At 40.3% G+C, this 25,666-nt stretch carries 23 protein-coding genes; 1 reads left to right on the top strand and 22 read right to left on the bottom strand.

What is annotated here, in order from left to right; translation table 11 throughout:
* Positions 1 to 56 precede the first annotated feature (56 nt).
* The 15 genes from IW510_RS08045 to IW510_RS07975 all read right to left on the bottom strand — a co-directional run bounded on the left by IW510_RS08045 (position 57) and on the right by IW510_RS07975 (position 16,143).
* On the bottom strand, positions 57 to 485 hold the full coding sequence (locus IW510_RS08045) for a VOC family protein (protein ID WP_202058419.1): 429 nt from the start codon (positions 483 to 485) through the stop codon (positions 57 to 59).
* Between the two features lie 180 nt (positions 486 to 665).
* Positions 666 to 2,447, bottom strand: coding sequence for a glycoside hydrolase family 35 protein (locus IW510_RS08040; protein WP_202058418.1), 1,782 nt, complete (start codon positions 2,445 to 2,447; stop codon positions 666 to 668).
* Positions 2,448 to 2,458: 11 nt separating this feature from the next.
* The gene (locus IW510_RS08035) at positions 2,459 to 3,622 is read right to left on the bottom strand and encodes a glycoside hydrolase family 88 protein (protein ID WP_202058417.1); all 1,164 of its coding nucleotides are present in this window, start codon (positions 3,620 to 3,622) and stop codon (positions 2,459 to 2,461) included.
* Between the two features lie 166 nt (positions 3,623 to 3,788).
* Entirely contained in the window at positions 3,789 to 4,619 is an 831-nt protein-coding gene (locus IW510_RS08030; RefSeq protein ID WP_202058416.1) for a hypothetical protein, read from the bottom strand.
* Positions 4,616 to 6,352, bottom strand: a complete 1,737-nt coding sequence (locus IW510_RS08025; protein ID WP_202058414.1) for a DUF2264 domain-containing protein — start codon at positions 6,350 to 6,352, stop codon at positions 4,616 to 4,618. The genes IW510_RS08030 and IW510_RS08025 overlap by 4 nt, the downstream gene beginning before the upstream one ends.
* 312 nt (positions 6,353 to 6,664) lie before the next feature.
* Positions 6,665 to 7,564, bottom strand: a complete 900-nt coding sequence (locus IW510_RS08020) for a D-alanyl-D-alanine carboxypeptidase family protein (RefSeq protein WP_202058412.1) — start codon at positions 7,562 to 7,564, stop codon at positions 6,665 to 6,667.
* A 147-nt stretch (positions 7,565 to 7,711) separates the two neighbouring features.
* On the bottom strand, positions 7,712 to 9,262 hold the full coding sequence (locus IW510_RS08015; RefSeq protein WP_202058410.1) for a hypothetical protein: 1,551 nt from the start codon (positions 9,260 to 9,262) through the stop codon (positions 7,712 to 7,714).
* Complete coding sequence (locus IW510_RS08010) at positions 9,255 to 9,968, bottom strand: ABC transporter ATP-binding protein (protein WP_202058630.1); 714 nt, start codon at positions 9,966 to 9,968, stop codon at positions 9,255 to 9,257. The genes IW510_RS08015 and IW510_RS08010 overlap by 8 nt, the downstream gene beginning before the upstream one ends.
* Before the next feature lie 245 nt (positions 9,969 to 10,213).
* On the bottom strand, positions 10,214 to 11,356 hold the full coding sequence (locus IW510_RS08005; RefSeq protein ID WP_236674661.1) for a helix-turn-helix domain-containing protein: 1,143 nt from the start codon (positions 11,354 to 11,356) through the stop codon (positions 10,214 to 10,216).
* 232 nt (positions 11,357 to 11,588) lie between these two features.
* Complete coding sequence (locus IW510_RS08000) at positions 11,589 to 12,125, bottom strand: hypothetical protein (RefSeq protein ID WP_202058408.1); 537 nt, start codon at positions 12,123 to 12,125, stop codon at positions 11,589 to 11,591.
* A gap of 15 nt (positions 12,126 to 12,140) precedes the next feature.
* Positions 12,141 to 13,199, bottom strand: coding sequence for a HAMP domain-containing sensor histidine kinase (locus IW510_RS07995; protein ID WP_202058406.1), 1,059 nt, complete (start codon positions 13,197 to 13,199; stop codon positions 12,141 to 12,143).
* On the bottom strand, positions 13,196 to 13,867 hold the full coding sequence (locus IW510_RS07990) for a response regulator transcription factor (RefSeq protein WP_202058404.1): 672 nt from the start codon (positions 13,865 to 13,867) through the stop codon (positions 13,196 to 13,198). The genes IW510_RS07995 and IW510_RS07990 overlap by 4 nt, the downstream gene beginning before the upstream one ends.
* 50 nt (positions 13,868 to 13,917) lie before the next feature.
* On the bottom strand, positions 13,918 to 14,841 hold the full coding sequence (locus IW510_RS07985; protein WP_202058403.1) for a hypothetical protein: 924 nt from the start codon (positions 14,839 to 14,841) through the stop codon (positions 13,918 to 13,920).
* A 132-nt stretch (positions 14,842 to 14,973) separates the two neighbouring features.
* A complete protein-coding gene (locus IW510_RS07980; RefSeq protein WP_202058402.1) occupies positions 14,974 to 15,261 on the bottom strand; it encodes a hypothetical protein in 288 nt (95 codons plus the stop codon).
* 360 nt (positions 15,262 to 15,621) lie between these two features.
* Complete coding sequence (locus tag IW510_RS07975; RefSeq protein WP_202058401.1) at positions 15,622 to 16,143, bottom strand: hypothetical protein; 522 nt, start codon at positions 16,141 to 16,143, stop codon at positions 15,622 to 15,624.
* 468 nt (positions 16,144 to 16,611) lie between these two features.
* Between IW510_RS07975 and IW510_RS07970 the strand changes: the two genes are divergently transcribed.
* Positions 16,612 to 17,385, top strand: coding sequence for a CAMP factor family pore-forming toxin (locus tag IW510_RS07970; protein ID WP_202058400.1), 774 nt, complete (start codon positions 16,612 to 16,614; stop codon positions 17,383 to 17,385).
* A 102-nt stretch (positions 17,386 to 17,487) separates the two neighbouring features.
* Here IW510_RS07970 and IW510_RS07965 read toward each other — a convergent pair whose 3' ends face one another.
* The 7 genes from IW510_RS07965 to licT all read right to left on the bottom strand — a co-directional run bounded on the left by IW510_RS07965 (position 17,488) and on the right by licT (position 25,595).
* Entirely contained in the window at positions 17,488 to 18,297 is an 810-nt protein-coding gene (locus IW510_RS07965; RefSeq protein ID WP_202058398.1) for a hypothetical protein, read from the bottom strand.
* A gap of 264 nt (positions 18,298 to 18,561) precedes the next feature.
* Positions 18,562 to 19,068, bottom strand: a complete 507-nt coding sequence (locus IW510_RS07960) for a hypothetical protein (RefSeq protein ID WP_202058396.1) — start codon at positions 19,066 to 19,068, stop codon at positions 18,562 to 18,564.
* A gap of 44 nt (positions 19,069 to 19,112) precedes the next feature.
* Positions 19,113 to 19,934, bottom strand: a complete 822-nt coding sequence (locus IW510_RS07955) for a hypothetical protein (RefSeq protein WP_202058394.1) — start codon at positions 19,932 to 19,934, stop codon at positions 19,113 to 19,115.
* Positions 19,935 to 20,156: 222 nt separating this feature from the next.
* Positions 20,157 to 20,972, bottom strand: a complete 816-nt coding sequence (locus tag IW510_RS07950; protein ID WP_202058393.1) for a PrsW family glutamic-type intramembrane protease — start codon at positions 20,970 to 20,972, stop codon at positions 20,157 to 20,159.
* 280 nt (positions 20,973 to 21,252) lie between these two features.
* A complete protein-coding gene (locus IW510_RS07945; protein ID WP_202058392.1) occupies positions 21,253 to 22,701 on the bottom strand; it encodes a glycoside hydrolase family 1 protein in 1,449 nt (482 codons plus the stop codon).
* Between the two features lie 18 nt (positions 22,702 to 22,719).
* Complete coding sequence (locus IW510_RS07940; protein ID WP_202058391.1) at positions 22,720 to 24,609, bottom strand: beta-glucoside-specific PTS transporter subunit IIABC; 1,890 nt, start codon at positions 24,607 to 24,609, stop codon at positions 22,720 to 22,722.
* 143 nt (positions 24,610 to 24,752) lie between these two features.
* Complete coding sequence (gene licT / locus IW510_RS07935; RefSeq protein ID WP_202058390.1) at positions 24,753 to 25,595, bottom strand: BglG family transcription antiterminator LicT; 843 nt, start codon at positions 25,593 to 25,595, stop codon at positions 24,753 to 24,755.
* Positions 25,596 to 25,666 lie beyond the last annotated feature (71 nt).

Genomic DNA, 25,666 nt, shown 5'->3' with positions numbered 1-25,666 from the left:
GTTCTATTACTGATTTTAATACTTCACACAATACTTGTTTCCTACCATACATCTATCTATCTTTCAGTCTGCTCTGTCATGATTCCCCATCGAAAACCAAACTTATCAACGAAAGAAACAAAGCAAGAACTATAGGTAGTGCTTTGTAACGGATAAATTGTCGTGCTGCCATTCTTCATAATCTCATACGCCTTTTTGACTTCTTCCGCGCTATCCAGAGTTACCGTCAAGAATAAAGACGTACTTTTCATAAGATGGTCCGAACCGATAATATCTGAAAACATTACACGCTGTTCACCAATATATATTTCTGCATGGTATACATAGTTCTTCTGTTCCTCGGTCAAAGGATCATCAAAATCACGCGGATCTGCATCAGAATAACGTAATAAGAAATCTACTTTGGCATTGAAAGCCTTTTGGTAAAGCTGTATTGCTTCTTCGCATTGCCCATTTGAATTAAAAGTGGGTGTTACAATCACCATTTAGGTCACTTCCTTCACTGATATAAATTACCTTTAGTCAAACCATAATTAAGTAAATTATATCATGCACCGTTGCGAAAGAACAGCGCCCATCATAGGTGTATAGATTCAGCATTACGTAATAGGATTAGCTTTCTCTACCGTATAAAAATAGGAAAACAAACGACCTTTTGCTTCTTGCTACCCCTTTATCACTGGTTGAGCAGAAAAATCCACATGCTTAATCTCTATTCCTTCTGTTTCAAAGATGACGATTTCATTCTGCCCTTTTTTCAACAGCTCTTTAGGGCAATAAAGAGAGCAGATTGGTCCAATGTTCCAATATCTTCCCAAATTGAACCCATTGATACAGACAACCCCTTTTCCGTAAGCGGAACAATTAATAAAGGTATCCGTCAATTCCTCCAATTCAAAAACTGCCCGATAAAATGACGGCTGCTCGGGAACGCAAGGTGCCTGATAATCTATTTTTGCCAGCTGCTCTTTACTTAACGATAGCGGAAACTGGCGATACCCTTGATGGAAATGAATATCCTGCATGATTCCTCCACGAATTCCTTTTGATTGAGTTGGGCTATTCAGCTTGAAGCCATAATTCACACGACCAAGATTTTCTATCAAAACATCCAATGCTATCGTTGCTTGATTTGCTTGACCGTTAATCAGAATCTCTTCTCCGACCTCTTCCTGATATTGCGTCACCTGATGCTGTCCATCAACATACAGCTGCAAGCGATCACCGGCTTCAACAACCTTCAACTTATTCTCATGCTGATAGTTTTTTAAGGTCAGTGAATAGAGCATGTAGCCATAACCAGTGCCAGCCTCTTCCATCGTTAATGGATAAGCAGATGAAATTCCCTCTTCAAGCGTTTCTTTTGTTGCAAATAAAGAAACGCTGTCTGTTACAGGGAAGCTGCCTAGATTGGACAATGTTTTCCGACGAGGCTCAGCTTGCCACACATCCGGACAAACTTCCTTGATTGCTCGCTGTACGGCATAATATTTTTCAGTAGGCTCACCTGATTCGGTTAGCAGAGCATCATAATCATAGCTGGTAACCTGTGGCAAATCTGTTGTCCCTCTTGCCGAACAGCCATTATAAAAGCCAAAATTTGTTCCGCCATGAAACATATAAAGATTCAATGAGCCTATCTCCAGCATATCTTTCACTTCAGCTGCCAAGTCCTCTGCCTCTCGTTTGATGATTGGTTCGCCCCAGCGGTTGAACCAGCCATCCCAGTATTCCATACACATAATCGGCCATTTTTTCCCGTGGCGCTTCATGAAGTTCTGTAAAACAGCCGCATTTTCTTTCGACTGGCTACCAAAGTTTCCAGTTACAAAAACATCCTCTTCAATTAATGTTCCTGCGTCCAGCACTTCCTCCCATGCGCCATCAGATGTAAATAACGGAACATCAATCCCCAGTTCCTCCATCAAGGCTTTGGTTGCTCTTAGATACTCTTTTTCCATCCCATAGGAGCCATATTCATTCTCAATCTGCATCATGATAACCGGACCGCCATGTGTCACCTGCAACGGAACTAACTTAGGAATCAGTACTTGAAAATATTGGCGCACCTTTTGCATAAAACGAGGATCAGTTGAACGCAAACGCAGCCCTTTCTCCTTCAGCAACCATGCCGGTAATCCGCCAAACTCCCACTCCGCACAAATATAGACGGATGGTCGTAGAATAACCATCAAGCCCAACTCTTCGGCAAGCGCAACAAAGCGAGTGATATCGTTCATTCCTTCAAAATCATAGTGTCCCTCTATGGGCTCGTGAATATTCCAAGGAATATAGGTTTCCACTGTATTCGCACCGAGTGCTTTCAAATTGTACAGACTGTCTGTCCATTGTGCCGGAGTCATACGAAAATAGTGAATCGCGCCGCTAATCAGCTTGACCGGCTTTCCATCCAATAGGAATTCTTCTTTTATCTCAAATGTTCTCATCGTCTCTCTCCTTACCAATATCTGCGCCAATCTGGTTTTGCCAGACGCATCAGCGCTTCGAAATAGAAATAATCGCCCCAAAGGTTAGGCTCATCAATCCCTTTTCCTTCAGCATGTGCATAGACGCCATGTAAAAGCAGTCCTTCATTTCCAGGTGAATTTTTTGCTGTATACAGTTCACCCAGCTGATAAACCATTCCCGCTGCCAGTGCTTTCGCTTCAGGATATGCTGTCAGCTTCTCAGCCTCCAGCAACCCGCAAGCTGCAATAGCTAAAGCTGAGCTGTCCTTATCAGAAGGATGCTCATCATTAAAATCGAAATCCCAATAGGGGACCAAATCAGCAGGTAGATTTTCCAGGAAAGCATCTACAATTTTTGAATAGATTCTCGGAACTCCTATCGAACCCAAGCAGCTTTCGTTCAACGGAATACCTAAAACAGCCCAGCTCTGACCTCGTGCCCAAATGGAATCATCACTGTTTCCCTGATGTGTCGCTCCATGAGTAGGTTCTCCGCTTTTAGGATCAAAATAATAAGTATGATACGTTGTTGCATTTTCACGAATGACAGTTTTCAATACTGTACGATAATGCTTTACAGCAATATTCGCATACTTAGGATCGCCCGAAAGCTTTGACGCTTCAAACAACAGGGGTAAATTAATCAGAGAATCGATAATCAAGCGATATTCTTTAGGGTCGCCGTAACCGCCCCAAGCCTGAATGAAGTTCCCCATTTCCTGAAATCGAGCAATCAGAACCTCTGCAGCCTGCAACAGCTCAGACCGACACAGGGTATCACCAGTCAGGTGATAGCCAGCACCGGCAGAAGGACTGTATAAGAAACCAATATCATGATGATCTAGCACAAAATGATTATCCAGTCTCTGTTGAAAGCTTTGAATATTCTCCATCGCTCTTTCCTTGAATTCTTCTCCCCCGGTCCATTCATAGGCCAGCCATAGCATGCCCGTCCAAAAACCGTTTGTCCAATCATCATTTGGCTTGATTCGATATTTTCCATTCGTTGCACAGGCAGATGGAAAATCCGTCCCAAAGCGCTGCATATTCTTCTGGATTTGCTGAACACAAAAATCAATTTGAGCAGACAGCCAACTAGCTGTCACCTTTCCGCCTAGTTCAATCAGTCTTTTTTTATTTTCTTGAAGAGTCATTTTTACATCTCCTTAACTTGTTAACATATTAACTTATTTCATTATAGCGCAAAAAAAGAAAAAAAGCGACTGTTCTTCTGAAAAATGATTTTGAGTCCACAAAAAAAGCAAGCATCCGCCTATCCTTTCGGCTTCTGCTTGCTTTAATTATCGACAGCTTCGTCTTTTATTTTACTATTTTCCCAAATACTTCGATTTGTGTCAGTGCCGGAAATGGCGATTCATCCTCCGCCTTTTTCAAATTGGTTAGTGTAATCGTCTCCGTTTGCTTCGTTGGGAATCTGATTTCCTGAAAATCTAACGAGTTATCTGTTGTTGCTGTCATCTCTTCTCCATCAGAAAATACTAAAGCAATCTCCGTCCAATAGCTGTCATGCGGATAATCTGCTCGGAATAACACGCGGACCCAATCAATCTCTACCTTACGCCCAAAATCAATTGTTAAAGCGGCATCTTTTTGTTGGTTAATTCCCCAAGAAGCAAATGGGTACGAACCATGAGAAAGATTTCCCAGCTTTCCGTCAATGGCATTTTTGGCAAAAAAGACAGCTTCTCCTCTAGTCTCTACATTGGCATAAGCATGTGGAAAGACTCCGGAGGCTTCCTTCTGGTCATGACTATTAACCGCTAAATTCTGATAATTATTCACTTCAAAATCATGTGCTTTTCGAACCATCAGATGATGGCGTTTTGAGCGAAAACCAGTATCAACAGAAGCAGTTCCTTCCTCTTTTGTTGTTGGGATGTGATATTCCCATGTTTTCTGAGGAAAATAGATGAGTGACGGTGCTAAGGTTTCATCCAGCTGAACAATAAAATAGGCCTCCGCTTCATCAGAGGTGATAACAATTTTATCGCCAGTTTCGTAAGTGTATTCCTTGATTGCTAAAACAGCAAGCTCTTCTCCTTCAGCTGCGAAAGGCGCAGGCTCCTTTTCGTGGTCAATTTTTCCGATAATAGGATTCCCTTGTTCATTTTTTAGTTCTATTTTTATCATCTATTCTCTTCCTTTCTTTTATTAACAACTCCGCCAACCAAAGATATTAAACGATGGCTGCCAGCTGTTACTTTCTTTTCCAGACAGGGAAAGCTGGACCTTGGGAAAAATACTGAGGTATTCACCTCCGGACAAATGAGCTTCGCTTTATCATATCCCTCAATACCAATAATTCGTGAAGCTAACTCTCCTTCCTTCACCCATGCTTCTTGTGCTGTACTATCACCAATCGGCAAACGTCCAACCATTGCAACACTGAAGCCGCCTTCCCTCAGTTCTAAATCATGAAGTGTCTTAATGTCATGAACACGCACATGCCATTCCCCAAACGGGTAAATTTCGGTGGTTATTTCTACACCTGAAAACGGGGACCAACGATGCATAATGCGACTGTTCGAAAGCTCATAAGCAATAGTTTCTCGCTTTGTTCGAAAATAGCGACCATCAAGAGAAACAGCCAGTACGTTATCAAAAGCGCCCTCTTCGTAAGTGATTCCTGCTTTTGGAACACTAAAACCGAATTTTGTCGAATAAACAAACTTGCTGTATTTTGCCTCTGCATGTGCCTGCCCTTCGACCAGCATTCCTGCCGGATAACCTAATACGTGCCGACTATTGTCTACATGCCGGAACACCATCTGTCCTTGTTCAATCAGCTTCTCAGACTGTCTCTTTATCGGAATAGGCTGTGCCTGCCAAAAAGGATGGCCATCCGGGACAGCTAACAAAAGAAACGTTTTGAGTGACCAGTATGGAGACCCCGGTGCATTGTAGCCCTCTGCCATAACCAGATTCTCATAATGATAGCCAATAGACAGACGTCCATCATAGGTAAATATCGGCTGCTTCATCCAGCTGCTCAAGTGATTAGAAAGGATTGTCTTCACTTCTCCCCATGGACGGGCTTCCACATCGGCAAAAACCAACGCCGAGTAAAATGCCGCTTGAGCAAAACGATAGGTTAAACTGCGCCCGTAAGGAAGTGCTTCTCCGTCTTCGTCAAAATAGTAAATAAAATCCTGCGCAAATGTCTTTGCTCGGTCAATGAACAATTGGGACCACATTGGATCTTCTTCCCTCATATAAACCGAGTAAATCAGGCCATAATAATGAAAGGCAAATGGAATATAGTAATCCCGCTGTGTCGTCTTTCCATCGACATACCAGCCTGCGCCAACATACATAGAGTCGATTAACTGCAGCTCCTCATTCATTTTTTGACGATCTAAGACATTTCCACATTTGAACAACGCCACTCGAATAAGTACCTTAAAGAATGTCCAGTTATTTTTTGGAATCTTCCTTTCCAGCGCTTGAGACATCCAAGCAGCCAGATTGAATTGTTCCTGTTCAGCTAACGCATCCCACACATCCTCCTTGTGAAGTAAAAGGGTTAAGGATATTGCCGCCAGCTCAACAATGTATTGGTCGTAGTCTTCAATTTCACCCCAATAATGGGAACTTTCAGGATTGGTTCCCTTCGAGAGTTTGTTTAGATACGCCAGCCTCAGCGCATCATCCGTTTTCAACCGCCAATACGGTGCCAAGCCCCATAAGGGACGAATAAGCGCTTCCATATCTGCTCGTTTTTGATTATACACTGCGCCGCTGCTGCCAAGATGTATCCCAGGTATTTCAGAATGAAGCATGTCCTCTCTTAAAGGCTGAAGCAAAAATTCTAATGCCTCTGCATAATCCTCTCTTGTCAAAAAATTATTCTCTCGAATATGCATCCGTTGCCCTCCTCTGTTTACAAGAAAGAATAGCAATAGTCCTTTTACTTTTCAAAAGAATTTTTCTAATATAATTAGAAAATCATTTGAATTTCCTCATAACGAATTGAGAACTTACCTTATCAACCGACAAAGCAAACTCTTATATAGCGCACAATAAAGGAGAATAAAAATATCCTCCTTTAATACTTAACATATAAACCATGAAAATAAAAGAAGAAAATGGCTGTATCAAGAAAGAAAAATTCTTATAATCTCTAATGAACGAATGGATATCGCCAACGATACTCTATGGAATAAAATTATCGTTTTCTACACTAAGTTATAAAGAACTCGGCTCTCAATGACATTAAACTGTTCAGTCAAATTATCTCCTTTACATCCTGCTAACACCAGCAAATACTCCTCTCCATTGATTTCCGCCATACTTGCTAAACAAAGTCCGGCATCTATTGTATAGCCTGTTTTCCCGCCTAAAATACGTCCATTGTCCAAGGCCAATGATTCATTTCGACTGATGACTGTACTGATAAGCGGTAGCCCTTCTGGATGCAGATTCGTGCTAACGCTCTGATAGGAGAGCGTTGTAAAGATTTCGTAAAAGGTTTCATTTTCAAGCGCATAGTCCAAAAGAGTCATAATATCTGCAACGGTCGAATAATGGTCTGTCGCATCCTTCCCTGTTGTATTTGAGAAATGAGTACGCTTCATGCCCAGACTTGCGGCCTTTTCATTCATCCTATCTGCAAATATCTGTTCATTTCCACTGATTGCCTGTACAGCAGTCAATACTGCGTCGGCACCCGAAGGCAGCATCATGGCGTAAAGCAACGTCCGATAACTAATGACTTCTCCTTGAAATAGTCCGGCCGTTGCCAATCCCTGCTCCTCGATTTCGGGAAATATGTCAACAGGTACCTCAACCAGTTGATCTAGGTTTTCTACTGCTTCGATAACACAAATGGCTGTCATAATCTTTGTCATTGATGCAATAGCTATCTGTTCTTCTTCTTTCTTACTTGTTAAAACCTGACCACCACGTTTTTTCAGTACATAGTTCCTCCCTGAAATGTCAGGTGCTTCACTCCTGAAAATTTGAAAGAAAGTCTCTCCCGATGAACGAAGAACCGGAAGATAATTGACTCCGATTAAAAGAGTAAGCATTGCTAAAAGTATTGCTGCTGCTTTTCTAAAATTATTTTTCTTATACATAAAAACAACCTCCCTACAGACTCATTTAACCATCTGCAGGAAGGGGATGTTTTAATATTCACTTAGTGATGCCTTAAGATATCTTAAGATGGATTGATTTGTCACTTATTGAGTTCTTCAGATAAATCGGCTTTTCTATTTAGAAGGTTACTCAACAAATGCGTTTCGCTTCTGCAAGGAACGCCATGCAGTGATACTGAGTGCCAGCAAAATAATACTTGTTCCAAGAACCGCTATCGCACTATTATTAATTAGAAAAGCACTGCCCGCTGCAATCACTGTAGTGACAAGCCCCAGCAGCATCGTCAGAAGTACAGGCAACGACTGCTTGATGACTTGCTGCTCATTCACCCATTTGAAATTTGGATACAATTGATTAAGCTTTAAGCTGACAATACACATGAACAGGCAAAAGCAAGTTGGCAGCAGAAAGAGTAGAAAGACAGAGAATGCCGTTGAAACAAAAGCGATACTCAATACCGTACAGCCAATCCAAAGCGGTGGAAAGAACAGTAACAGATTAACCATTAATTTTGCTTGATAGATTTTTCCAACCGGAATCGGGAGACTGGCATATTGCCAATAGTTTTTTCCTTCCATACTGATTGCCGCACTGGTTGTCGTGGTAATTCCCAGAAACAGGCAAGGGATATATGGCAGCCAAGCGACATATTGCTCTATCGAGCTGCCCGGCGGAAGAATCGCTGACAATTGTCCTTGTACAAATGGCAAACTAATTGCCGCAGCTAAAAATAAGATTGCACCTATCACAGAGTTCGTTACATAAAGCGAACTGGAAAAGCACAGGCGTAATTCTTTCATCAATAAGCTGGAAAACACGCTTCGTTGACGAAAGGTTTCAAGTTTAAAATGCCCTTTTTTCACACGCACAGTCAGTAATGCATGAATGGATAAGTAGTAGCGATCAAGAATAACTACGAACAGGAACATTGGAACAACCGATATGATTATGAAAAGCAAAAGGAGTAATGGCTGACCGGAAAACCCTTTGTTGATTACTTCTGCCAAAGGATAGAATCGCTCCATCTGTGCCATGGCAGAGCGCAGCAGCTGATTCATTTCGGCACTATCATAGCCGGTTAAAGAAAATGACCCCGCCAAGAGAGCAATGACAGCCCCTAAGCTAAGAAGGACAACAACAAGCTGTTGGTACCTGAAATTCGAAGCAATTAAGGAAATTACAGTAGTCAATACCAAGCCTAGCAGCAATGGCAGCAAAGGAACAAACGGTACAAGCAGAACCGCCCCTAAAAGTGGTACAAGCTCTTGAACATGCCAGCAATACAGCATCATGGCTGGGACAATGGCAAGTAAACTAAACAGCAGATTCAATAGGTACAGCCCCAATAGCTTACCGGCAATGATAATCCTAGGAGTCAATGGCAAAGACATTAAAATATCAAAATCATTGAAGCCGAAAAGAAAACGACTGCCTTTCATAAAAGTAATAACCAGACAGATAGCAGAGGATAAAAAAAACATCAGGCTTGGTACATAGCTTGCTAATCCCATATCAATCAATAGAAAGGCAATCCCCAGCAAGTAGCTAATAGCCATCATCACCAAAAGAACAACACCGACAAGCACACCTATAAATTTTCCCCGGCTTTGATGGCGCAGCTTATTTAGCCCATAGCTCCTTACTTGAAGTTGAACAAGAGCTTTGAATTTATTCACCGCCGACCACCTCCAGAAAGACAGCTTCCAGTGTTTGACTTCCTCTCACCTCTTCGGTCGTCCCACATCTCTTTATCTCTCCGTGATCAATCAAGGCAATTTTATTACACAAGTTTTCAGCAACCTCCAATACATGAGTAGAGAAAAAGACGGCACTGCCTGCCTCACACAGCTCATGGAGCATCTGCTTCACATGATAGGTCGCTTCCGGATCAAGTCCTACAAAGGGTTCATCCATAATCAGCAGCTTGGGCTGATGAACAAAGGCGGCAATCAATGCCAGTTTCTGCTTCATCCCATGAGAGTAAGTGCTAATCAGATTTCCCAACTGATGGGTCAATGTTAAACGTTCTGCAAAGCGTTCAACTCTTTTCTGTCTCTCTGTTGTTGGCACTTCAAACATATCAGCGATAAAGTTAATATATTGGTAGCCAGTTAAATAGTCGTACAGGTCAGGATTGTCCGGTAAATAGGCAAGGCGCTTCTTACAAGCTAATGGCTCTTTTACGATATCATGTCCATCAATTAATATTTCCCCTTGATCAAAGTGAAGCGCACCAACCACGGATTTTAAAGTAGTCGTTTTTCCAGCGCCGTTATGTCCAATAAAGCCGAAAATATCTCCCGCTTCAACAGATAGATTGACGTTGTTGACAGCGACGAAGCCTCCGGCGTATGTCTTCGTTAATTGTTGAATAGATAAAATAGTCATGAGTGACACTCCTTCAAAATAGCTAGAATTCATTCTACGTTCTTCCTCTATTATAAAAATTATTTGTAAGAGAAGCAAAGGAGACATAGGAAACCCACGGGAGTAAAAGTATCGCAACAAGATACTTGCATTTCAAAACTGCGGCTGACCAGGAGTAACCAACTGTCTTTTTCCAATGAAAAAAGCAGGTAAGTTCGGCCGCAGAAGCCCTTACCTGCCAACTCTAGCTATGAAGTCCCTCATTCCATCTTTTTTAACTGCTTAAAGCGATTGTTTATTTTCTGAAACAGCTCTTGATCCTCAAGAGCCAAAAACATCGGGTGATCGATAATCATCGCAATAAAGTCATTCTTCACCATCATAGAATCTCGTGGTGTTTGGTTTCCTGTCTCCAGCTCATCAAACCATGGATCAATTTGATCAAAATAGGTATCCCCATGAAAATCAAGGGGGAATTGAGTCTGGCTCAATGTATCAGCTATTTCATTGAGTATTTCCAAGGCTTCTCCGTCTCCCTTTTGCGCAAAGCCATAGGCTGCGGACAATTGGAAATTTATCAAAAGAATGGGGTTCAATTTTTTTAAGTCAAAGGTAATTGCCAGTTGATTGCCTCGTCGTATTGTTTCCTTAAATTTTTCCGGCTGGTCCAACAAAAGCTGAAGATAATTTGTAAGCAGACTCAACATCACGCTGATATATTGAAACAACGCACTTTGCAAGGTTTCAATTGCCCGTCCATTCTCTCCTTTCATTTGAAAGGCACCGGCAATTAGACTTTCTATTGGAAAGCTTGCCGGAACCGTTTCTCCTAGAATTTCAAGAACCTGCTCTGCTTCCTCCATGATAAGTAACGTATAAGCTTCCAGCTTGGTGGCCTGGACAATATGCTCCGGTTCTTTTGACTGTGTGCGCACATGAACAAACCATTCTCTCGCCTCTGTCATGTATCGCTGCGTTTTTTCTTCCTGAGTATCTCCCGGGAGCTGATCGAAATGATTAATCAGTAAAAGCCCCATTTGCAATACAAAAGGGTGACAGGAATAGTAACGATGAACAAAGCTGCGAATAGAAGTCAGTACCTCCATCGGTGCCTTTGTCTCAAAGGAACTCTTCAAAGAAGCATATATGTGCTGGATTTCCTTATTGGTCAATTGCGGTTCATAATTCAGCAAAGAATCGATACTCATATCAAAATAAGCTGCCAACAAGGGCAATAACGTAATGTCAGGATAAGTTAAGCCTGTTTCCCATTTTGACACAGCTGCCTTGGACACTCCGACAAACTCAGCCAACTCCTGCTGTGTAATCTTTTTCTCTTTTCTTTTCTCTGCGATAACAGAGCCAAGATTCATTCGCATAGCAATCATCCTCTCACTGTTCATTTTACGTCTCTTACTCATTATCAGCAATAGATTGTCAGTTGATTAACAGTGACTCTAAACAACTTTTAGGAAACACGAAAAAGAAAGCACGCCATCAATAACAGATGTCGCGCGCTCACTGGTTCGGTTCAAAAAACATACAGTTCATCACACCTATTTTTTCAATTGATTGGTAAGCCTCCAATCAATAATCACCATCACTCTCAGCTATCGCTCCTCATATTCCGCCAAGCTATTTGTGCAGCAGCTTCGCTCCCTTTTCACAAACTAGATAGATGGTGTCATAGGTTTCTTCAATCACAGGAGTCAATTGCTTGATTTGGTCAGCAGTTATCCTTTTATAGATAAAATACGGGGAAAGCCAACCAATAAATGCCGGAATAGCCAAAAGAATACTCAAGATTATCCGAGGTGAGTCTGCGGTTACCGCAAAAACAGACCCCGCCATAAAAGCCGTTCCAACAATACCAATTGTCAACGCGGCAATTGTTGCTTTCATCGTTTTTGCTTTTTCCAATTCTTCGAGACTGGCAATATTGGCTTCAAATTTCCGCTGCAATCTAGTCAGCTCAGCCTTGTTGATGATTCGACGATTACGCTTCAGCTCTACACGATTCCCTGTCGAGCTGCGGAATACGGTATCATCCAGTTCCCAGCCAAAATGCTGATAACAGTCAATCAGTAAGGAAAACAACGGACTGTCAGTAGAAAGCTCCTTATATTCATAGCCAATAAAATTCTGTCCTTTTCTTTCAATTCTATTCATCATTCGCTCCAATCCGGCCTATTTCATTTTAGGAAGTCTTACAGTGAAGGTCGTTCCTTTTCCTGATTCACTGCTCACTGAAATTGTCGCACCAGAAACCTGAACAACACGTAAGACCAACGCTAGACCAAGTCCATTGCCTTGTCGTGCATGGGAGGTATCACCTTGATAAAATTTATCGAAGATATGATTCATCGTCTGCTTGCTCATCCCACAGCCGGTATCACTAATCGAAACAATAATATCTTCCCCCTCAGACTTTTGAATCACTGAAATACTTCCCTTTGAATCTGTAAACTTGATTGCATTGGACAACAAATTATTCCAAACCAGCTCCATCATGCTTTTATCCGCACGAATCAGCACTTGATCCTCACTCTCGAAGGCCAAGTCAATTTCCTTTTCCGACCAGCGTTCTTCATAGTGAAGAACACAGTCACTCAACTGACGGCAAAGGTCATAGGGCTCTGAAACGACTTGGATTACTTGATTTTCAAGCTTACTTAGTCTTAAAATATTGGTTATCAAGTCTGCCAGCTTCTGTGTACTATCAATAATTGTATCCAGATATTCTTCTTTTTCCTCTGTCGAAATAGATGGATTTTTCACAGCTGTCGCATAATTTTGAATAATTGATAATGGTGTTCTCATTTCATGAGAAACATTTGAGATAAAATCTGTTTTCATCGTTTCAATACTACCCAGCTCTTCAACCATTTTATTAAAATCAGCCATCATCACATCGATATAATTCTGCTTTTCAGACACCAGATTGGAAGGCTGTACATACACAGAAAAATCACCTTCCGCCACTTTTCTAGTTGCCTCACTCAACACATGCATCGGCTTATCAAAGGACTGATAGCGAATATAAGCAGAAAGTCCACAAACAAATGCTGTGACAAGGAGCCAATAAAGAATATACCAGGCAAGATAAGGCATTGAGTGTTCCAGCATCGTTTTGAAACCGCCATAAAATAGCGCTGGAAGTGCAGATAGAACTGACAAACTGAAGAATAGGATTAGGTACTCAACCCATGAAAACCGACCAATCCTCATACTTTTTTTCTTTTTCATCGTAAGACCGCCTTATACCCCAGTCCGCGTACTGTAACGATTTCAAACCCATCACATTCAGAAAACTTATCTCTTAGCTTAGTGATGTACACATCTACTGATCGTAAGCTTGTCTCACTGTCTAATCCCCAAAACTCATCCATCAGTTGACTCCGAGAAAATGTTTTTTTAGGATAGGACAGCAATTTATAAAGAATATTGAATTCTCTTAACGTCACTGCGATTTCTTCACCGTCAACAAGAGCACTCACTCCATCTGAATCCAATACTAGATTGCCTATCGCCAGCTCTTTTGCGGCCTCAATATTTGCTCGCCGCAGAACAGCACCAACCCTAAGCGCCAGCTCTTCAAGGTCAAACGGCTTAACTAAATAATCATCAATACCCATTTGAAACCCTTTTTGCTTCGCAGTCATATCATCTCTGGCAGTCATGAATAAAATCGGGATAGTTTCATTTATCTCTCGAACAGTCTGAGCAAATTCAAACCCATCAATCTCAGGCATCATAATATCAGACACAATCAAATCATATAAATGGTTGTACATTGCATCGTAGGCTTCCTCAGCATCCAGACAGCCCTTCACTTGATAACCTTTATCTCTTAAATAAGTACACACAATCTGGTTAAGTTTTTTATCATCTTCCACTACCAATATATGAATCATCAACATTCCCCCTAAATAGCATCCTTTACTTTTCGCAAAAAACTTCTGCATCAATTCAGCTCCTCATTTGTTACCTGAGCAAGCTGTTTTGTTCCGTTAACAATCATGTGAATGCCCATAATCAAACTCAGTACACAAACAATCGTACCACTCAATGCATTCATCAACTGTTGAAACGATTGCTCTGAACTTGATCCAAAAGCAGCAAACATTGCAGTCTCCAAAGAAAGCATCGCAACCATTGCTGTCAAAAAGCTGATTGCCCTCATTGCTTTTAGAACGGGATTACTTGTTTTTCGAGCCTTAATCAGCTGTATACTTTCTTTTAATAAAAAATAGAAATCATAAAAAGCTACACCATAAATCCATACACCGTCATACGTAAATCCGTTCCCCTCCATCACAATATAAGAAACTGTCAAATAAAGAAGACAGGTAATTATCAGCAGAAAGATTCCCGTCAAACGATAAATTTTCCATCTAAGAATACGATGAGGCTTCTTCTTTTCAACGCTTTTCAATTTTCTGCCGCTTCTTACTAATAACCAACGAACAATGGCAAGTGTCAAATAGTAGCAGCCGAGAATAAGAAACCACGGCGAGGAAGAGATTATCCCCAGCCAACCTTTCCAAAATGCCAAAATGCTATTAAAAAACAGTGAGCGATACATACCGAAGATGGCTCTAAACGAAGAATCATTAAAAAGCTTTGTTAAAAACTTGCTTTGCTCACTCCAATTTTTGACCTTCTCTTTTATTCGACCCTGTCTTGTAAAAATAGCCACAGACCAGCTCAGGAACAAGAGACTGATAAACGCTCCTGCAGAAATCATAGACGTGCACCATACAGGGACGCTTACTGCATTTGGGAAAAATACAGCCCATAAAGTCTCATTCATAAAAAGAAAAAAGACTAGAAAAGAAGGCAGCAGCTTCGGGCGGATATTTCTGATTTTATTCAGCCATCCGTTCATCCTCTACCTCCTAAACACTGATTTCATTTACTATAGCACAGCAATGTTTCTGTTTTGTTAAAATTCTGAAATAATTTTTCCATTTACACCAACTAAAAAGCTCTGGTCATTTTTTTACCTATTTGGTTCAGTTTAATTGATGCAGGAGATATTGGTAATGCAGCTACCTGTTGGAAAACAGCTTATACTCATTCGATTTCCTGTTAAACAATAATCTAACAGGAGACCGCTGGTGGATCTAGGGTTCCAAATCCCTATTTTTCCACTGCTATCGAACAAGCAAAGACCTGCACCTTGAAAGTCGTCGATGGTATACTCCAATAGAAGATATTGTTTCACGCCGTCACATGAAGCGACAAACATTTGCGGCAACTCAAAATCCATGGTTACAACATCTTGACCATTTTTATCTATACTCATTTTTTCTCCCGCTCCCCACGTTAATCGTCACATTTAGCGCTGCTTTCCTCACATAATACACACTAAAAACTGCAATCAATAAAGCTAAAACAACCTCAATCATGTCTTCACTTCCTTTACATCTTTTTTACTCTAAAAGCTATGTATAAAGCCGAACCAACAAAGCATTTTAACTCCGCTGATTCGACCCTTTCCGTCTCAAATTATTTCTTTTTTTTGACGATAAAAGTTCCAATTGCTATTACTACCACAACTACGATTGCTGCAACAACTATTTTAATCATGTACCATGTCCTCCTTCTTTTTCTATATAATCATCGTTATCAATTTCCTTTTTAGTCAATAACGTAGATACCATTCTTAGATTAAAGTACTGGCTTGCTCACAGGTTCTATAGATTTCATCATAGCGCTGTTCAATTACCGGGTTGATTTCATTCGTTTTTCGCTGACGAATTGTCCGATACAGTAAGTAGGGGACAATCCAGCCTAAAAATCCGGGAATCGCAAGAACAATGCTAGGAAGAAGCATCCCCGCCAGATAAAGAAAGACAGAGCCAGCCATGAATGCTGTGCCTATTATTCCCACTATATATGCAACTGCGGCTGCCTTTGTAATTTTTGAAAATTCCAATCGCTCAATTTCTTCAATAAGCTCATCGAGCTTGCGTTGCAACCTGTTCAGCTCTCCTTTATTCCGAATCTTCCGATCTCGCTTGAACCGCATCGCTACTTTTCCATGCCCATGCATCGACGTTGTTGTTTCTACTAATTGCCATCCTAAACTGGTATAGCTGTCAACAAACAACATCTCCATCGAACCCCCAACTGTAGATTCCTTGTATTCATAACCGATAAAATCTGTGTTTCTGTCTTCCATCATTTGTATTCTCTCCTTCGTTTATTGCTTTTTTATCTGTCTGTAGCTTACCGCTCCTTTGTTTGTGAATTACTTGTAATTTGTTTATAAATTGTTAAAACGTCAAACGTGACTTGCTTTATAGATGTTGAGGTTCGTTCAAAAAGAATTTTCGCTCCTGTTATCCAGCTTAAAAAGGCTGCTTTAGCGCTAAAATCGCGCATAAAAGCAGCCCTTCCCCCCTTCTTACAGAATTATCTGTACAAAGACAATGAAAGAATAATTTATCCAAGAATACATTCGAATATATTTTATAAGTAACATTTTTTTAGCTACTACCAATAGGCTTTATCTTCTAAAAAATAAAAAACCTTAATTAAATTCTTTATCATAAAAATAACTTTTTGTAAAAAAAACATTGCTTAAATTAGTTATTTTTATTATACTAATTTTTCAAGCGTAATAGCTTTAACAAATTTTAGGGGGATTCAAATGAAAAAAGTAGCATTAACAAGCGTATTGGCATTAGCTTTATTTGGGGCGAGTATTGCCGCAGCAGGTGTACCGGTTTTGGCAGAAAGTCAAAATCAGGCAGTTACTCAAAGTGATGCAGCAATCGTTCAAGAACAAAAAGAAAAGCTGGAAGAGTTAGAGGAAAAAGCAATTGGAACAGACTACGAGGCTATGCTACAGGATTTAGCTCCTGTTCTGGCTAATCTTGAGCAGGATGTACAAGCGACAACAAGCAAGGCTCGCTTTAACATGGTTACTATCTATGATCTTGATAGTATCGGGGTTCGTTTACAGCTGATTACTGAAATCAGTAATGCAATTGCTTTTTCTGTAGAGCAATTGGGCAACAAAGTGCAGCAAGCACATCGTGAGCTTGGTGTTGAAATCACAAAAGCAGTCATCGTTGTTGCTGATCCGTTTGCAACAGTGTCCGGAATCGAACGACAAATCGTTTCTCTACAGGAAATGATGGAAAAGGTATTAACTTACGATGATTTAAATGACAATTCAATCGCAACATACACTGTAAAACAAAAGCTAGATGCCGCTATCTGGGCAACTCGTTTTGAACGTGATAAAAAAGTCCTTGGTAAAGTTTCTTTCGCTGTCTACAACGATTTGAACAAAGTAATTACAAAAGCAGTTGGGGTTCAGTTAAGCCTGAAGTCAACAGTTGGTGATGTGAATGTAGCAATCCAAAGCTTGGAAAACGCATTAGAATTAGCTTTAAGCTATACTGCACAGTCAAAATAAGACAAACGATGTAATCAAACAATAAAACAACATCTATTCAGTTTTAGCCGGATGAACAAATGACGTTCATCCGGCTATACTTTTATTCTAAACTATCTTATTTTAGTACCACACTAATGGGATTTTGTATGTGGCTAAATGAGAATAACTTTTATCCGCTTCCCAATCATTCGTTTGGTTTGAAATCAGAATCGTTATACTCTCCGTATTTTCAGGGATATCTTTTATAATAAATAAGTCTCCTGAATTTTTCACTTCAATCTCAAGATTATCATAACTGTCTACCAATACATCATCACCAAAGTGTTTAGAATAAGTAACAGGATTGGCCATTACTAATTCTCGATTTGCTTTAGAAATTGCCTGCTTGGCACCAACCGTTCCAAGACTCCCGCTAAAGTGTGCATATGTTAAATTATCCGCATTATCTAGTGGACTTAGATCAAATACGACCTTGTCAAAAGTAAATTGTTGAAGATTTTGCCAGTTCTCAACAAACGAGATGTCTGCAACAGGCCCCCAAGGTTCACCATGAGCATGCCCAAAATGAAAATTCTCTACTGTGGACAAATCTGACAACGGTCTAAAATCTATAATGTTTCCACCCAGAACTAAACCAAAGTTTTTTACATTTTTCATGTGTTGAATACCTTCAAGGCTGTAACTACTTGAATCACCAACAGATCCATCAAACGTACCTGTCAGACCGTTCAACTGCCCAACTGTCGGCAACTCGTTTTCTACGTTCTCTCCGTTGTTTGACAAACTATCGTTTATCCAATAGCGTAAGGATGAATTCGATATATACACTCTTTCATCAACTTCCTCTGCATCTGCTTTTGCAGCAAATCCCAGGCTGCCAAGTACTCCTACTGCAACTAATCCCATACCTAACCATTTTTTCAATTTCATTTTTCTCCTCCTGAATTATCAATTTGCACCTGATTTAATGGTAGTGTTCCCATAAATAAAAAAGAATATCGTACTTTTATGCTACTATCCTTTTCTATCTATCAACTAGAATATCATATAAAAACGTAAAAAAATAGATAAAAAAATAATCAAATTAATCAAAAATGATTATTTTTTTATCTATTTTAGAGATATTTCACACATGAAAATCATTTAATCCCCGAAAGAAACATCTTTACTCCCAATACATAGACAAGCTAATTCTCAATCCTCTAAAGAAATCTGATATTTTTCAAGCGTTTCTGATTGATTAAACAGCTTTGCCGACTCCGTCAGCAACTCATCCATATAGTCCCCATCAGACATCGTTGTGAAGAAAAGAATATCTTCTTTTTGATACCCGTATTTTTCAAACACCTCATGAGGAAGCGCTTGTATGTGCTTATTTAGAAGCATCATCAATTGTTCGGCAAATGCCCATTTCTCATCCGATGTTCTCGTAAAGTCAATCGTTGAGCCTTCAACAATGTCTACTAGGGTTTGATAAAGAAAGCTTGGATAGATTGCATGTTTCCATTCAAAATGCTCCCAAATATTGTGGGGATTGTCCACTGTATCATAGTCAAACGAGACATAGAAGCCATAGAAATCATCTGTTGTTACAAACGCAATGCTGTAGACTCTATTCTCAGAAGGAATCGAAAGAATTTCTTCGATTACAGCTGGAAGCTGCTCTGCCAACTCCTGACTAAAAATGTCAAAACTGCTCATTGTATTCCTCACTCTCTATTCCAAATTCTTCATAAACTATACTGCTATTCATCATAGCTCCGGTAGCTTTTCAAATCATCTATTTGTCGTTGATAAATCTTTTGTCCATCAGGAAGTAAGGTCTTTAACTGCTCTAATGCATGAAGGGTCCTCTCCTTAAGCAACAGCCCAATCCCCCCTGTGATTTTGATTAAACCAAACCCGACAGCAATTGTAATCTGACTCGATTCAAAAATATCTACTTCATTTTCAGAAATAAACGCTGAATCACTCGAGCTTTCTAATGGGTCAACATACTCTACCCCCCATGACTTCGCAATAAATACGGGAAGCCCATCAAAATCCTCTAGGTCATCATTTTCAGCTAGCTGCTTTTCTAGCATGTATAGGCTATCATTTCCTGTATCATTCCCAAACGGCGCATAATCATCTGTGATGTCATAATACAGCTCGTCCGTAAAATGACGAACAAAAAATGGATGTGAGGTTTCTCTGGTCACCCCTTCCTCTTCTTTATCATAATAGTAGCTGATTTCCGCTGTAACGTCCTGCCAGCCTTTATTTTCAGGCAGTGTTTCTGCATAATAATCTAAGAAAAGCTGTAGACAGGCTTCGATATCATCTGTTTCTTTTCGGAACTGCTGAATCTCCCCATCCTTACTATACTGAATCTCAACAATATACACGCCTTCTCCTCGTGCAATTTGAATAAATGGGCTATCAGCAATCATTGGATTTGCTTCCAGTACCACTATATGAAATTTCCCATCGTTCAACCCTTCAAAGACGGATGTAATGGCTTCCGCTGTTACCGGCTCTATTAACTCATGCTCATTGAATAGCTCAAATTCTCTTTTTTTCACCATATGGTTATACTCCTGACTTTCCATTTTAAAATCAACCTTACCTCATCGTTATTTTCAGTGAAGATCAATTTCTTGTTTCTATCATAACAAAGATGAAACCGGCAATCCAGATGGACTCAATAATCTTCTAGCTGCTGTCTTCTCAATTTCCAATGATAGACTCTTATCACTAAAAAAACAGCTGGTTAGATGCGCCATACTATGCTCATCTGCCAACTGTTCCTATTTGAAAACTCGTACTTGTTGGTGCTGGTTTTTCTGATTTGCTTCTATAAAAGTTATCATTTGAATAATAATCATAATTGTCACAGCAGATATAACTGTACTGATTAATGGTAAATCGTTGATTGGCGAATTCCAGATGAAGTGCATGGTAATTGGAAAGACCAGCCACAACCACTTGCTTTTATTGTTAAGCTGGGTTTTAGAAAGTATACAGATCACCGCTACAGTAAAAATACAGGTCAGAGACCAATGGGAGCTGATACCGCCTGAAATACGTTCTAACGTTTTGGGCACAACAGTCTGAAAAGAATCCTGTGCCGCCTCTATAATATATGAGATATCTTCAATGATTTGAAATCCCAGCCCTACACTAGCACCTACAACAAAAGCAGATTGACTATTTTTTCGCTTCAACAGGTACAAAATAATCAGCCCGCAGCAAAGCTTAAGTGTTTCTTCTACAAATGGAGCAGTCAGTGCCGCTGACCAAGCCTCCAATGCTTTCGAGCTGCCAAGCAATCGTTTTAAGCCTTCCAATAAATAATCGTTGCCATAACCTGCAAGCCAACCAGTTCCATATGCTCCGCTAACAATGGAAAGTGGAATAATATATTTGGGAACCTTCCATCTTTTTGCATAAATGACAAGCATCGCACAGATAGGGATGATGTAGATAGATAATAGCAAGAAGCTGCTTAAAAGCTCCAAATATTTACCTGTTGATAGCTCCAAATCAGATAAGCTGCTCAGCTCATACTCAACACCAATTGCGATAGATAATAAAATGAAAAATAACAGACTATTTCTTTTCATGTCTTATTCCCCCTTTTAATGTCTAACAGTCAAAAGTAAGTAGTCTATCCTTTCAGCTCCATATCTAAATATAGCACGATTCACTTCATGAGAAAAATGATAGCCTATCGCCCTCACCTTTAAAAAGACCGCTGTATGCAGCTTGTGTATCATAACCGTTTTAGTCAAACATCCATGTATATCAATTTTCTTATTAAAAGCTTCTCAATCAAAAAAACGTTTAGAGCTTTTATCCTCTGATAAAGTCTCCAAACGTTTCTTCTATTTTCTCTCTAAATGCTTAATCCAGATTTTTACCATTGGATTCAATGACTTGTTTATACCAATTGAATGATTTTTTCTTGTAGCGGTTCATTGTACCTTCTCCGTTATCGTCTAAATCCACGTAGATAAAACCGTAACGTTTACTCATTTCCCCTGTTGACGCACTGACAAGGTCGATACAGCCCCATGGTGTATAACCCATTAAGTCTACACCATCCTCTATCGCCTTTTCCATCGCTTGGATATGTTGACGAAGATAATCAATACGATAGTCATCGGCTACGTAGAAATTTTCATCGACCTTATCAATAGCACCCAAACCATTTTCAACAATAAACAGAGGCTTTTGATAACGGTCATAGAGTTCATCCAACGCGATACGTAAGCCTTCCGGATCAATCTGCCAACCCCATTCGCTGGCTTCTAAAAACGGATTGCGTACACCGCCTAATAGATTTCCTCCGACTTCCTCACTCTGCTCAGTAATTGTCACAGCTGTAGACATGTAGTAGCTGAAGCCAATATAATCTACCGGATATTTCTTCAAGAGCTCAAGGTCACCCTCAGCGATTTCTAGCGTATCAGCATCTACGCCATATTTTTTGAAAATACGGCTAGTATAAGCCGGATATTCGCCACGAACCTGTACATCTGTACAAAAGAAGTTGAACTCTTGATTTTGCTCCAACGTCGCCATCTGATTGATAGGATTCGCATCTAAGCTGTAAGTTGTTGCATAGATAATCATACAGCCAATTTGTAAATCAGGATCAAGCTCATGACCGATTTTTACTGCCTTACTGCTGGCAACAAACTGATTATGCCACGCCTGAAAAAGATTCTGTTTGTCTCCTGCTCCCGTCTTTTTAATCAAACCTTGGCTCAGAACAGGCATATGAAAAGCAGAATTGATTTCATTAAAAGTCATCCAGTACTTCACTTTTTTATAGAAACGGGTTAAAACAGTTGTTGCGTAGCGTTCAAAAAATTCGATTAGCTGGCGGTTTTTCCAACCTCCATAAGCTACTGCCAAATGCAATGGAAGCTCATAGTGAGAAATCGTGATGACTGGCTCGATGTCATATTTCAAACATTCATCAATCATCGCCTCATAGAATGCCAATCCAGCTTCATTCGGTTCAAGCTCATCTCCTTGCGGGAAAATCCGAGCCCATGCAATGGAGAAGCGGTAGCATTTAAAGCCCATTTCTGCAAAAAGCTTGATGTCTTCCTTAAAGCGATAATAGTGATCGATTCCACGGTGATTCGGATAGACATATTTTTCTTCATCTATCGACCAATCAAACGCTTCACTGGAAAGTACTGCTAAACGCTCTTTTCCTCCCGGCATTGCATCTGCAACGGAAAGTCCTTTACCGTCTTCGCGATATGCTCCCTCCAGCTGGTTTGCAGCAGTTGCTCCGCCCCACAAAAAACCTTCGGGAAAACCTGTAATTTTTTTCATGCTCTGTTTCCTCCGTTTCTATTTAACAACTACCAGAAAATCTTCACCATGTAAAACATTTTCCTGAGATAAATCTAAAACATCCATAAAATCTGCGGTATTCGTTACAACAATTGGTGTCTCTACAGAATAGCCTTTGTCGGTAATCAAGGCCGCATCAAATTTCACCAGAAGATCACCCTTCTTGATTTTATCACCAGTTTTCACAAAAGTCTCAAAGCCTTCGCCATTTAATTCTACTGTGTCCATCCCAATATGAATCAATAGTTCAATACCCTCTGTTGATGTGATACCAATAGCATGTCCTGTCGGGAAAATTGTTGTAATTTCTCCATCAATCGGCGCATAAACAGCACCGTCCATTGGGCGTATCGCTAAGCCTTTACCCATTGCTCCAGACGCAAATACATCATCCTTCACTTCAGACAACGGTAGGATATCTCCACTAATTGGACTTGCCAATACAATTTTCTGTCCACCGGAAACTGCTGTATTTCCAGCATTTTCCAATCCGGCATCCTTTGTTTCAGCAGCATTTGCCTGTACTGGGTCATCAAAACCTAAAACATATGTCAAAATAAATGCCAGAACAATGGCAATACCCGTTCCGATTGCTGCCGAAACAACACCAGACGTATCGTTTGATCCCGGAGCAATAAATCCAGGTAAACTGAAGACACTAACTAAACCAAAGACATAGTTTTTAGCACCACTGAAGGCTACGAAAGCTCCACCAACTGCACCACCGATACAAGCGGCAATAAATGGTTTTTTCAGCGGTAAGGTCACTCCGTAAACTGCCGGCTCTGTAATTCCGAAAATAGAAGTTAAGGCTGCAGATAGTGACAAACCTTTTAATTTTACGTCTTTACTCTTCAAGAAGACAGCCAATGCCGCTCCTCCTTGAGCCATAACAGCCGGTAAAAGCATTGGCATCATTGAATCGATTCCGCCACCTGCTTCTGATAGGTTCAGCATCATGATTGGCACAAAGCCCCAATGCATACCGAACATAACAAATACTTGCCACAAGCCGCCCATCACTGCACCAGCTAATAGTGGACTCAAACCGTAAATAGAATTGTATGCTCCACCAAGTAAATTACCCGCAACTGTTCCGATTGGGCCAATCAAAATGAATGTCAATGGCGCCATTACTAAAAATATTGCTAATGGAACAACAATGATTTGCAAGGCATTAGGAATAACTTTTTTGAAGAAGCGTTCCACATACTGCATAACAAACACTGCTAAAATGATTGGAATAACTGAAGAGGTATAACCGCTGGCACCTAGAATTACCGGAATACCGAAGAAGCTCAGCTCAGTTCCAGCCAATGCATTGATACTTGGATGAACTAAAGCCATCGCCAGACAGACGGCTAAAAATTGGTTTGTATTGAATTTTTTTGCAGCGGTAAATGCCAGTAAAATCGGCAGGTATGTGAAGATGCCATCTGCAACAGCAAATAATACCAAGTACGCACCTGAATCAGCGGCTAACCAGCCCATTGTCAATGCAAGCGTTAGGAAGCCCTTCAAAACCCCTGCACCGGCCATTGCACCCAAAAATGGTGTAAAAATGGAAGAAATAATATCAATTAATTGATTGAAAATATTGCCCTTTGAACCTTCTGATTTTTCATTTCCCGCATCACCTAAGCTACTTTGCGCCAACAGCTCTTTGTAGACATCGCTCACGTGACTGCCGATAACTACTTGATACTGTCCTCCGCTTTGAACAACCTGAATAATGTCAGGATCATTCTTTAATTTTTCTGTTTCTGCAACGCTTTCATCTTTTAGGTTGAAACGCAAACGTGTCGCACAATGAACCACACTGTTGACATTTCCTTCTCCTCCAACCAACGTGAGTACACGCTTGGCTGTTTCTTGATTTTTGCTCATAATCTATCCCTCTTTCTTGTTTTTATATATAAGAAAAACCCAAATTGAAAAAACAGTAGTACAAAGCAGTGTTGTACTCACTTATCTTTTCAATCCGGGTTTAGCCTGCATTATCAGTAACAATCCTATGATTGAGTAGTATATTATTCGTTTTTTTCTCCAACCAGCCGTTGAATATGGATAGTCAGATAGGTTTGCTCCGCTTTCCCAACGGGCTTGTCGTATTTCGTCACTAAATATTGATTGATACGCTGTACCGCCTGAAATGCTTTTGGATACTTAGATTGAACCAACTCATAAAGAAATTCATCTTCATCACTGTTCAACTCATCTTTTAAGTAACGCTGGCTGAAAAACTGCAAATGAGTAACCATCCGCTGGTAGTTCAGTGAGTCCTCATCAAAGGGTACACCGAAGTATCGGCTGATAATTGTCAACACATTGCCAACGATCTCTGTCGCAGTCATCGTTTCTTCCATAGAGTTATTGTCTTGTTCGCTATTAACGATATGAAAAGCAATAAATCCAGCCTCATCGTCTGCAAAGTCTACATCAAACTGTTCATTAATCAGCTGAATACCCTGTCTTGCAACATCAAACTCCTTTGGGTAAAACTTTCGAGTTTCATATTTCAACGGATTGGGAAGCTCAATCCCTTCTCTCGCTCGTGCAAGTGCGTAATGGATATGATCTGTCAAGGTTAGGTAAACATTTGAAGAAAGCTCTGTTTCTAATTTCTCCTCAGCAAGGTCAACGATTCTTTTTACGACTTCAACCTCTTCAGACGGCAAATCAGAAAACAGCTGTTGAAATTGGGTAGAAAGTACAGAATCCTTTAATACAAATTCTTTTTCAACAAACTCCTGCTGAATTTCATCACCAATCTTCTTTTTGAAAGCCAGCCCTCGTCCCATATAGACTGTCTCTTCTCCTGAACTGTTTAGCGCCATCACTACATTGTTATTCAAAATTTTCTCAATAATCATAATGAACGCTCCCCATTTCAAAATAAAAAAACCTAGAATCCGCCTACTTCTTTAGCTAAATATAGCCAACA

Source organism: Enterococcus sp. BWR-S5 (assembly GCF_016745255.1).
In the GTDB taxonomy this organism is placed as follows: Bacteria; Bacillota; Bacilli; order Lactobacillales; family Enterococcaceae; genus Enterococcus_L.
The sequence above is the reverse complement of the archived record's forward strand: the minus strand, read 5'-3'. Positions and strand labels throughout refer to the sequence as shown.

Excerpts from the sequence above, each read along its gene's own strand:
- IW510_RS07940 (WP_202058391.1), bottom strand. The coding sequence starts at position 24,609 with ATGAGCAAAAATCAAGAAACAGCCAAGCGTGTACTCACGTTGGTTGGA.
- IW510_RS07960 (WP_202058396.1), bottom strand. The coding sequence starts at position 19,068 with ATGAGCAGTTTTGACATTTTTAGTCAGGAGTTGGCAGAGCAGCTTCCA.
- IW510_RS07980 (WP_202058402.1), bottom strand. The coding sequence starts at position 15,261 with ATGAGTATAGATAAAAATGGTCAAGATGTTGTAACCATGGATTTTGAG.
- IW510_RS07950 (WP_202058393.1), bottom strand. The coding sequence starts at position 20,972 with ATGAAAAGAAATAGTCTGTTATTTTTCATTTTATTATCTATCGCAATT.
- IW510_RS07955 (WP_202058394.1), bottom strand. The coding sequence starts at position 19,934 with ATGGTGAAAAAAAGAGAATTTGAGCTATTCAATGAGCATGAGTTAATA.
- IW510_RS08030 (WP_202058416.1), bottom strand. The coding sequence starts at position 4,619 with ATGATAAAAATAGAACTAAAAAATGAACAAGGGAATCCTATTATCGGA.
- IW510_RS08045 (WP_202058419.1), bottom strand. The coding sequence starts at position 485 with ATGGTGATTGTAACACCCACTTTTAATTCAAATGGGCAATGCGAAGAA.
- IW510_RS08020 (WP_202058412.1), bottom strand. The coding sequence starts at position 7,564 with ATGTATAAGAAAAATAATTTTAGAAAAGCAGCAGCAATACTTTTAGCA.
- IW510_RS07975 (WP_202058401.1), bottom strand. The coding sequence starts at position 16,143 with ATGATGGAAGACAGAAACACAGATTTTATCGGTTATGAATACAAGGAA.
- IW510_RS07995 (WP_202058406.1), bottom strand. The coding sequence starts at position 13,199 with ATGAAAAAGAAAAAAAGTATGAGGATTGGTCGGTTTTCATGGGTTGAG.
- IW510_RS08005 (WP_236674661.1), bottom strand. The coding sequence starts at position 11,356 with ATGAACAGTGAGAGGATGATTGCTATGCGAATGAATCTTGGCTCTGTT.
- IW510_RS07965 (WP_202058398.1), bottom strand. The coding sequence starts at position 18,297 with ATGAAATTGAAAAAATGGTTAGGTATGGGATTAGTTGCAGTAGGAGTA.
- IW510_RS08000 (WP_202058408.1), bottom strand. The coding sequence starts at position 12,125 with ATGATGAATAGAATTGAAAGAAAAGGACAGAATTTTATTGGCTATGAA.
- IW510_RS07990 (WP_202058404.1), bottom strand. The coding sequence starts at position 13,867 with ATGATTCATATATTGGTAGTGGAAGATGATAAAAAACTTAACCAGATT.
- IW510_RS07985 (WP_202058403.1), bottom strand. The coding sequence starts at position 14,841 with ATGAACGGATGGCTGAATAAAATCAGAAATATCCGCCCGAAGCTGCTG.
- IW510_RS08025 (WP_202058414.1), bottom strand. The coding sequence starts at position 6,352 with ATGCATATTCGAGAGAATAATTTTTTGACAAGAGAGGATTATGCAGAG.
- IW510_RS07945 (WP_202058392.1), bottom strand. The coding sequence starts at position 22,701 with ATGAAAAAAATTACAGGTTTTCCCGAAGGTTTTTTGTGGGGCGGAGCA.
- licT (WP_202058390.1), bottom strand. The coding sequence starts at position 25,595 with ATGATTATTGAGAAAATTTTGAATAACAATGTAGTGATGGCGCTAAAC.
- IW510_RS08035 (WP_202058417.1), bottom strand. The coding sequence starts at position 3,622 with ATGACTCTTCAAGAAAATAAAAAAAGACTGATTGAACTAGGCGGAAAG.
- IW510_RS07970 (WP_202058400.1), top strand. The coding sequence starts at position 16,612 with ATGAAAAAAGTAGCATTAACAAGCGTATTGGCATTAGCTTTATTTGGG.
- IW510_RS08040 (WP_202058418.1), bottom strand. The coding sequence starts at position 2,447 with ATGAGAACATTTGAGATAAAAGAAGAATTCCTATTGGATGGAAAGCCG.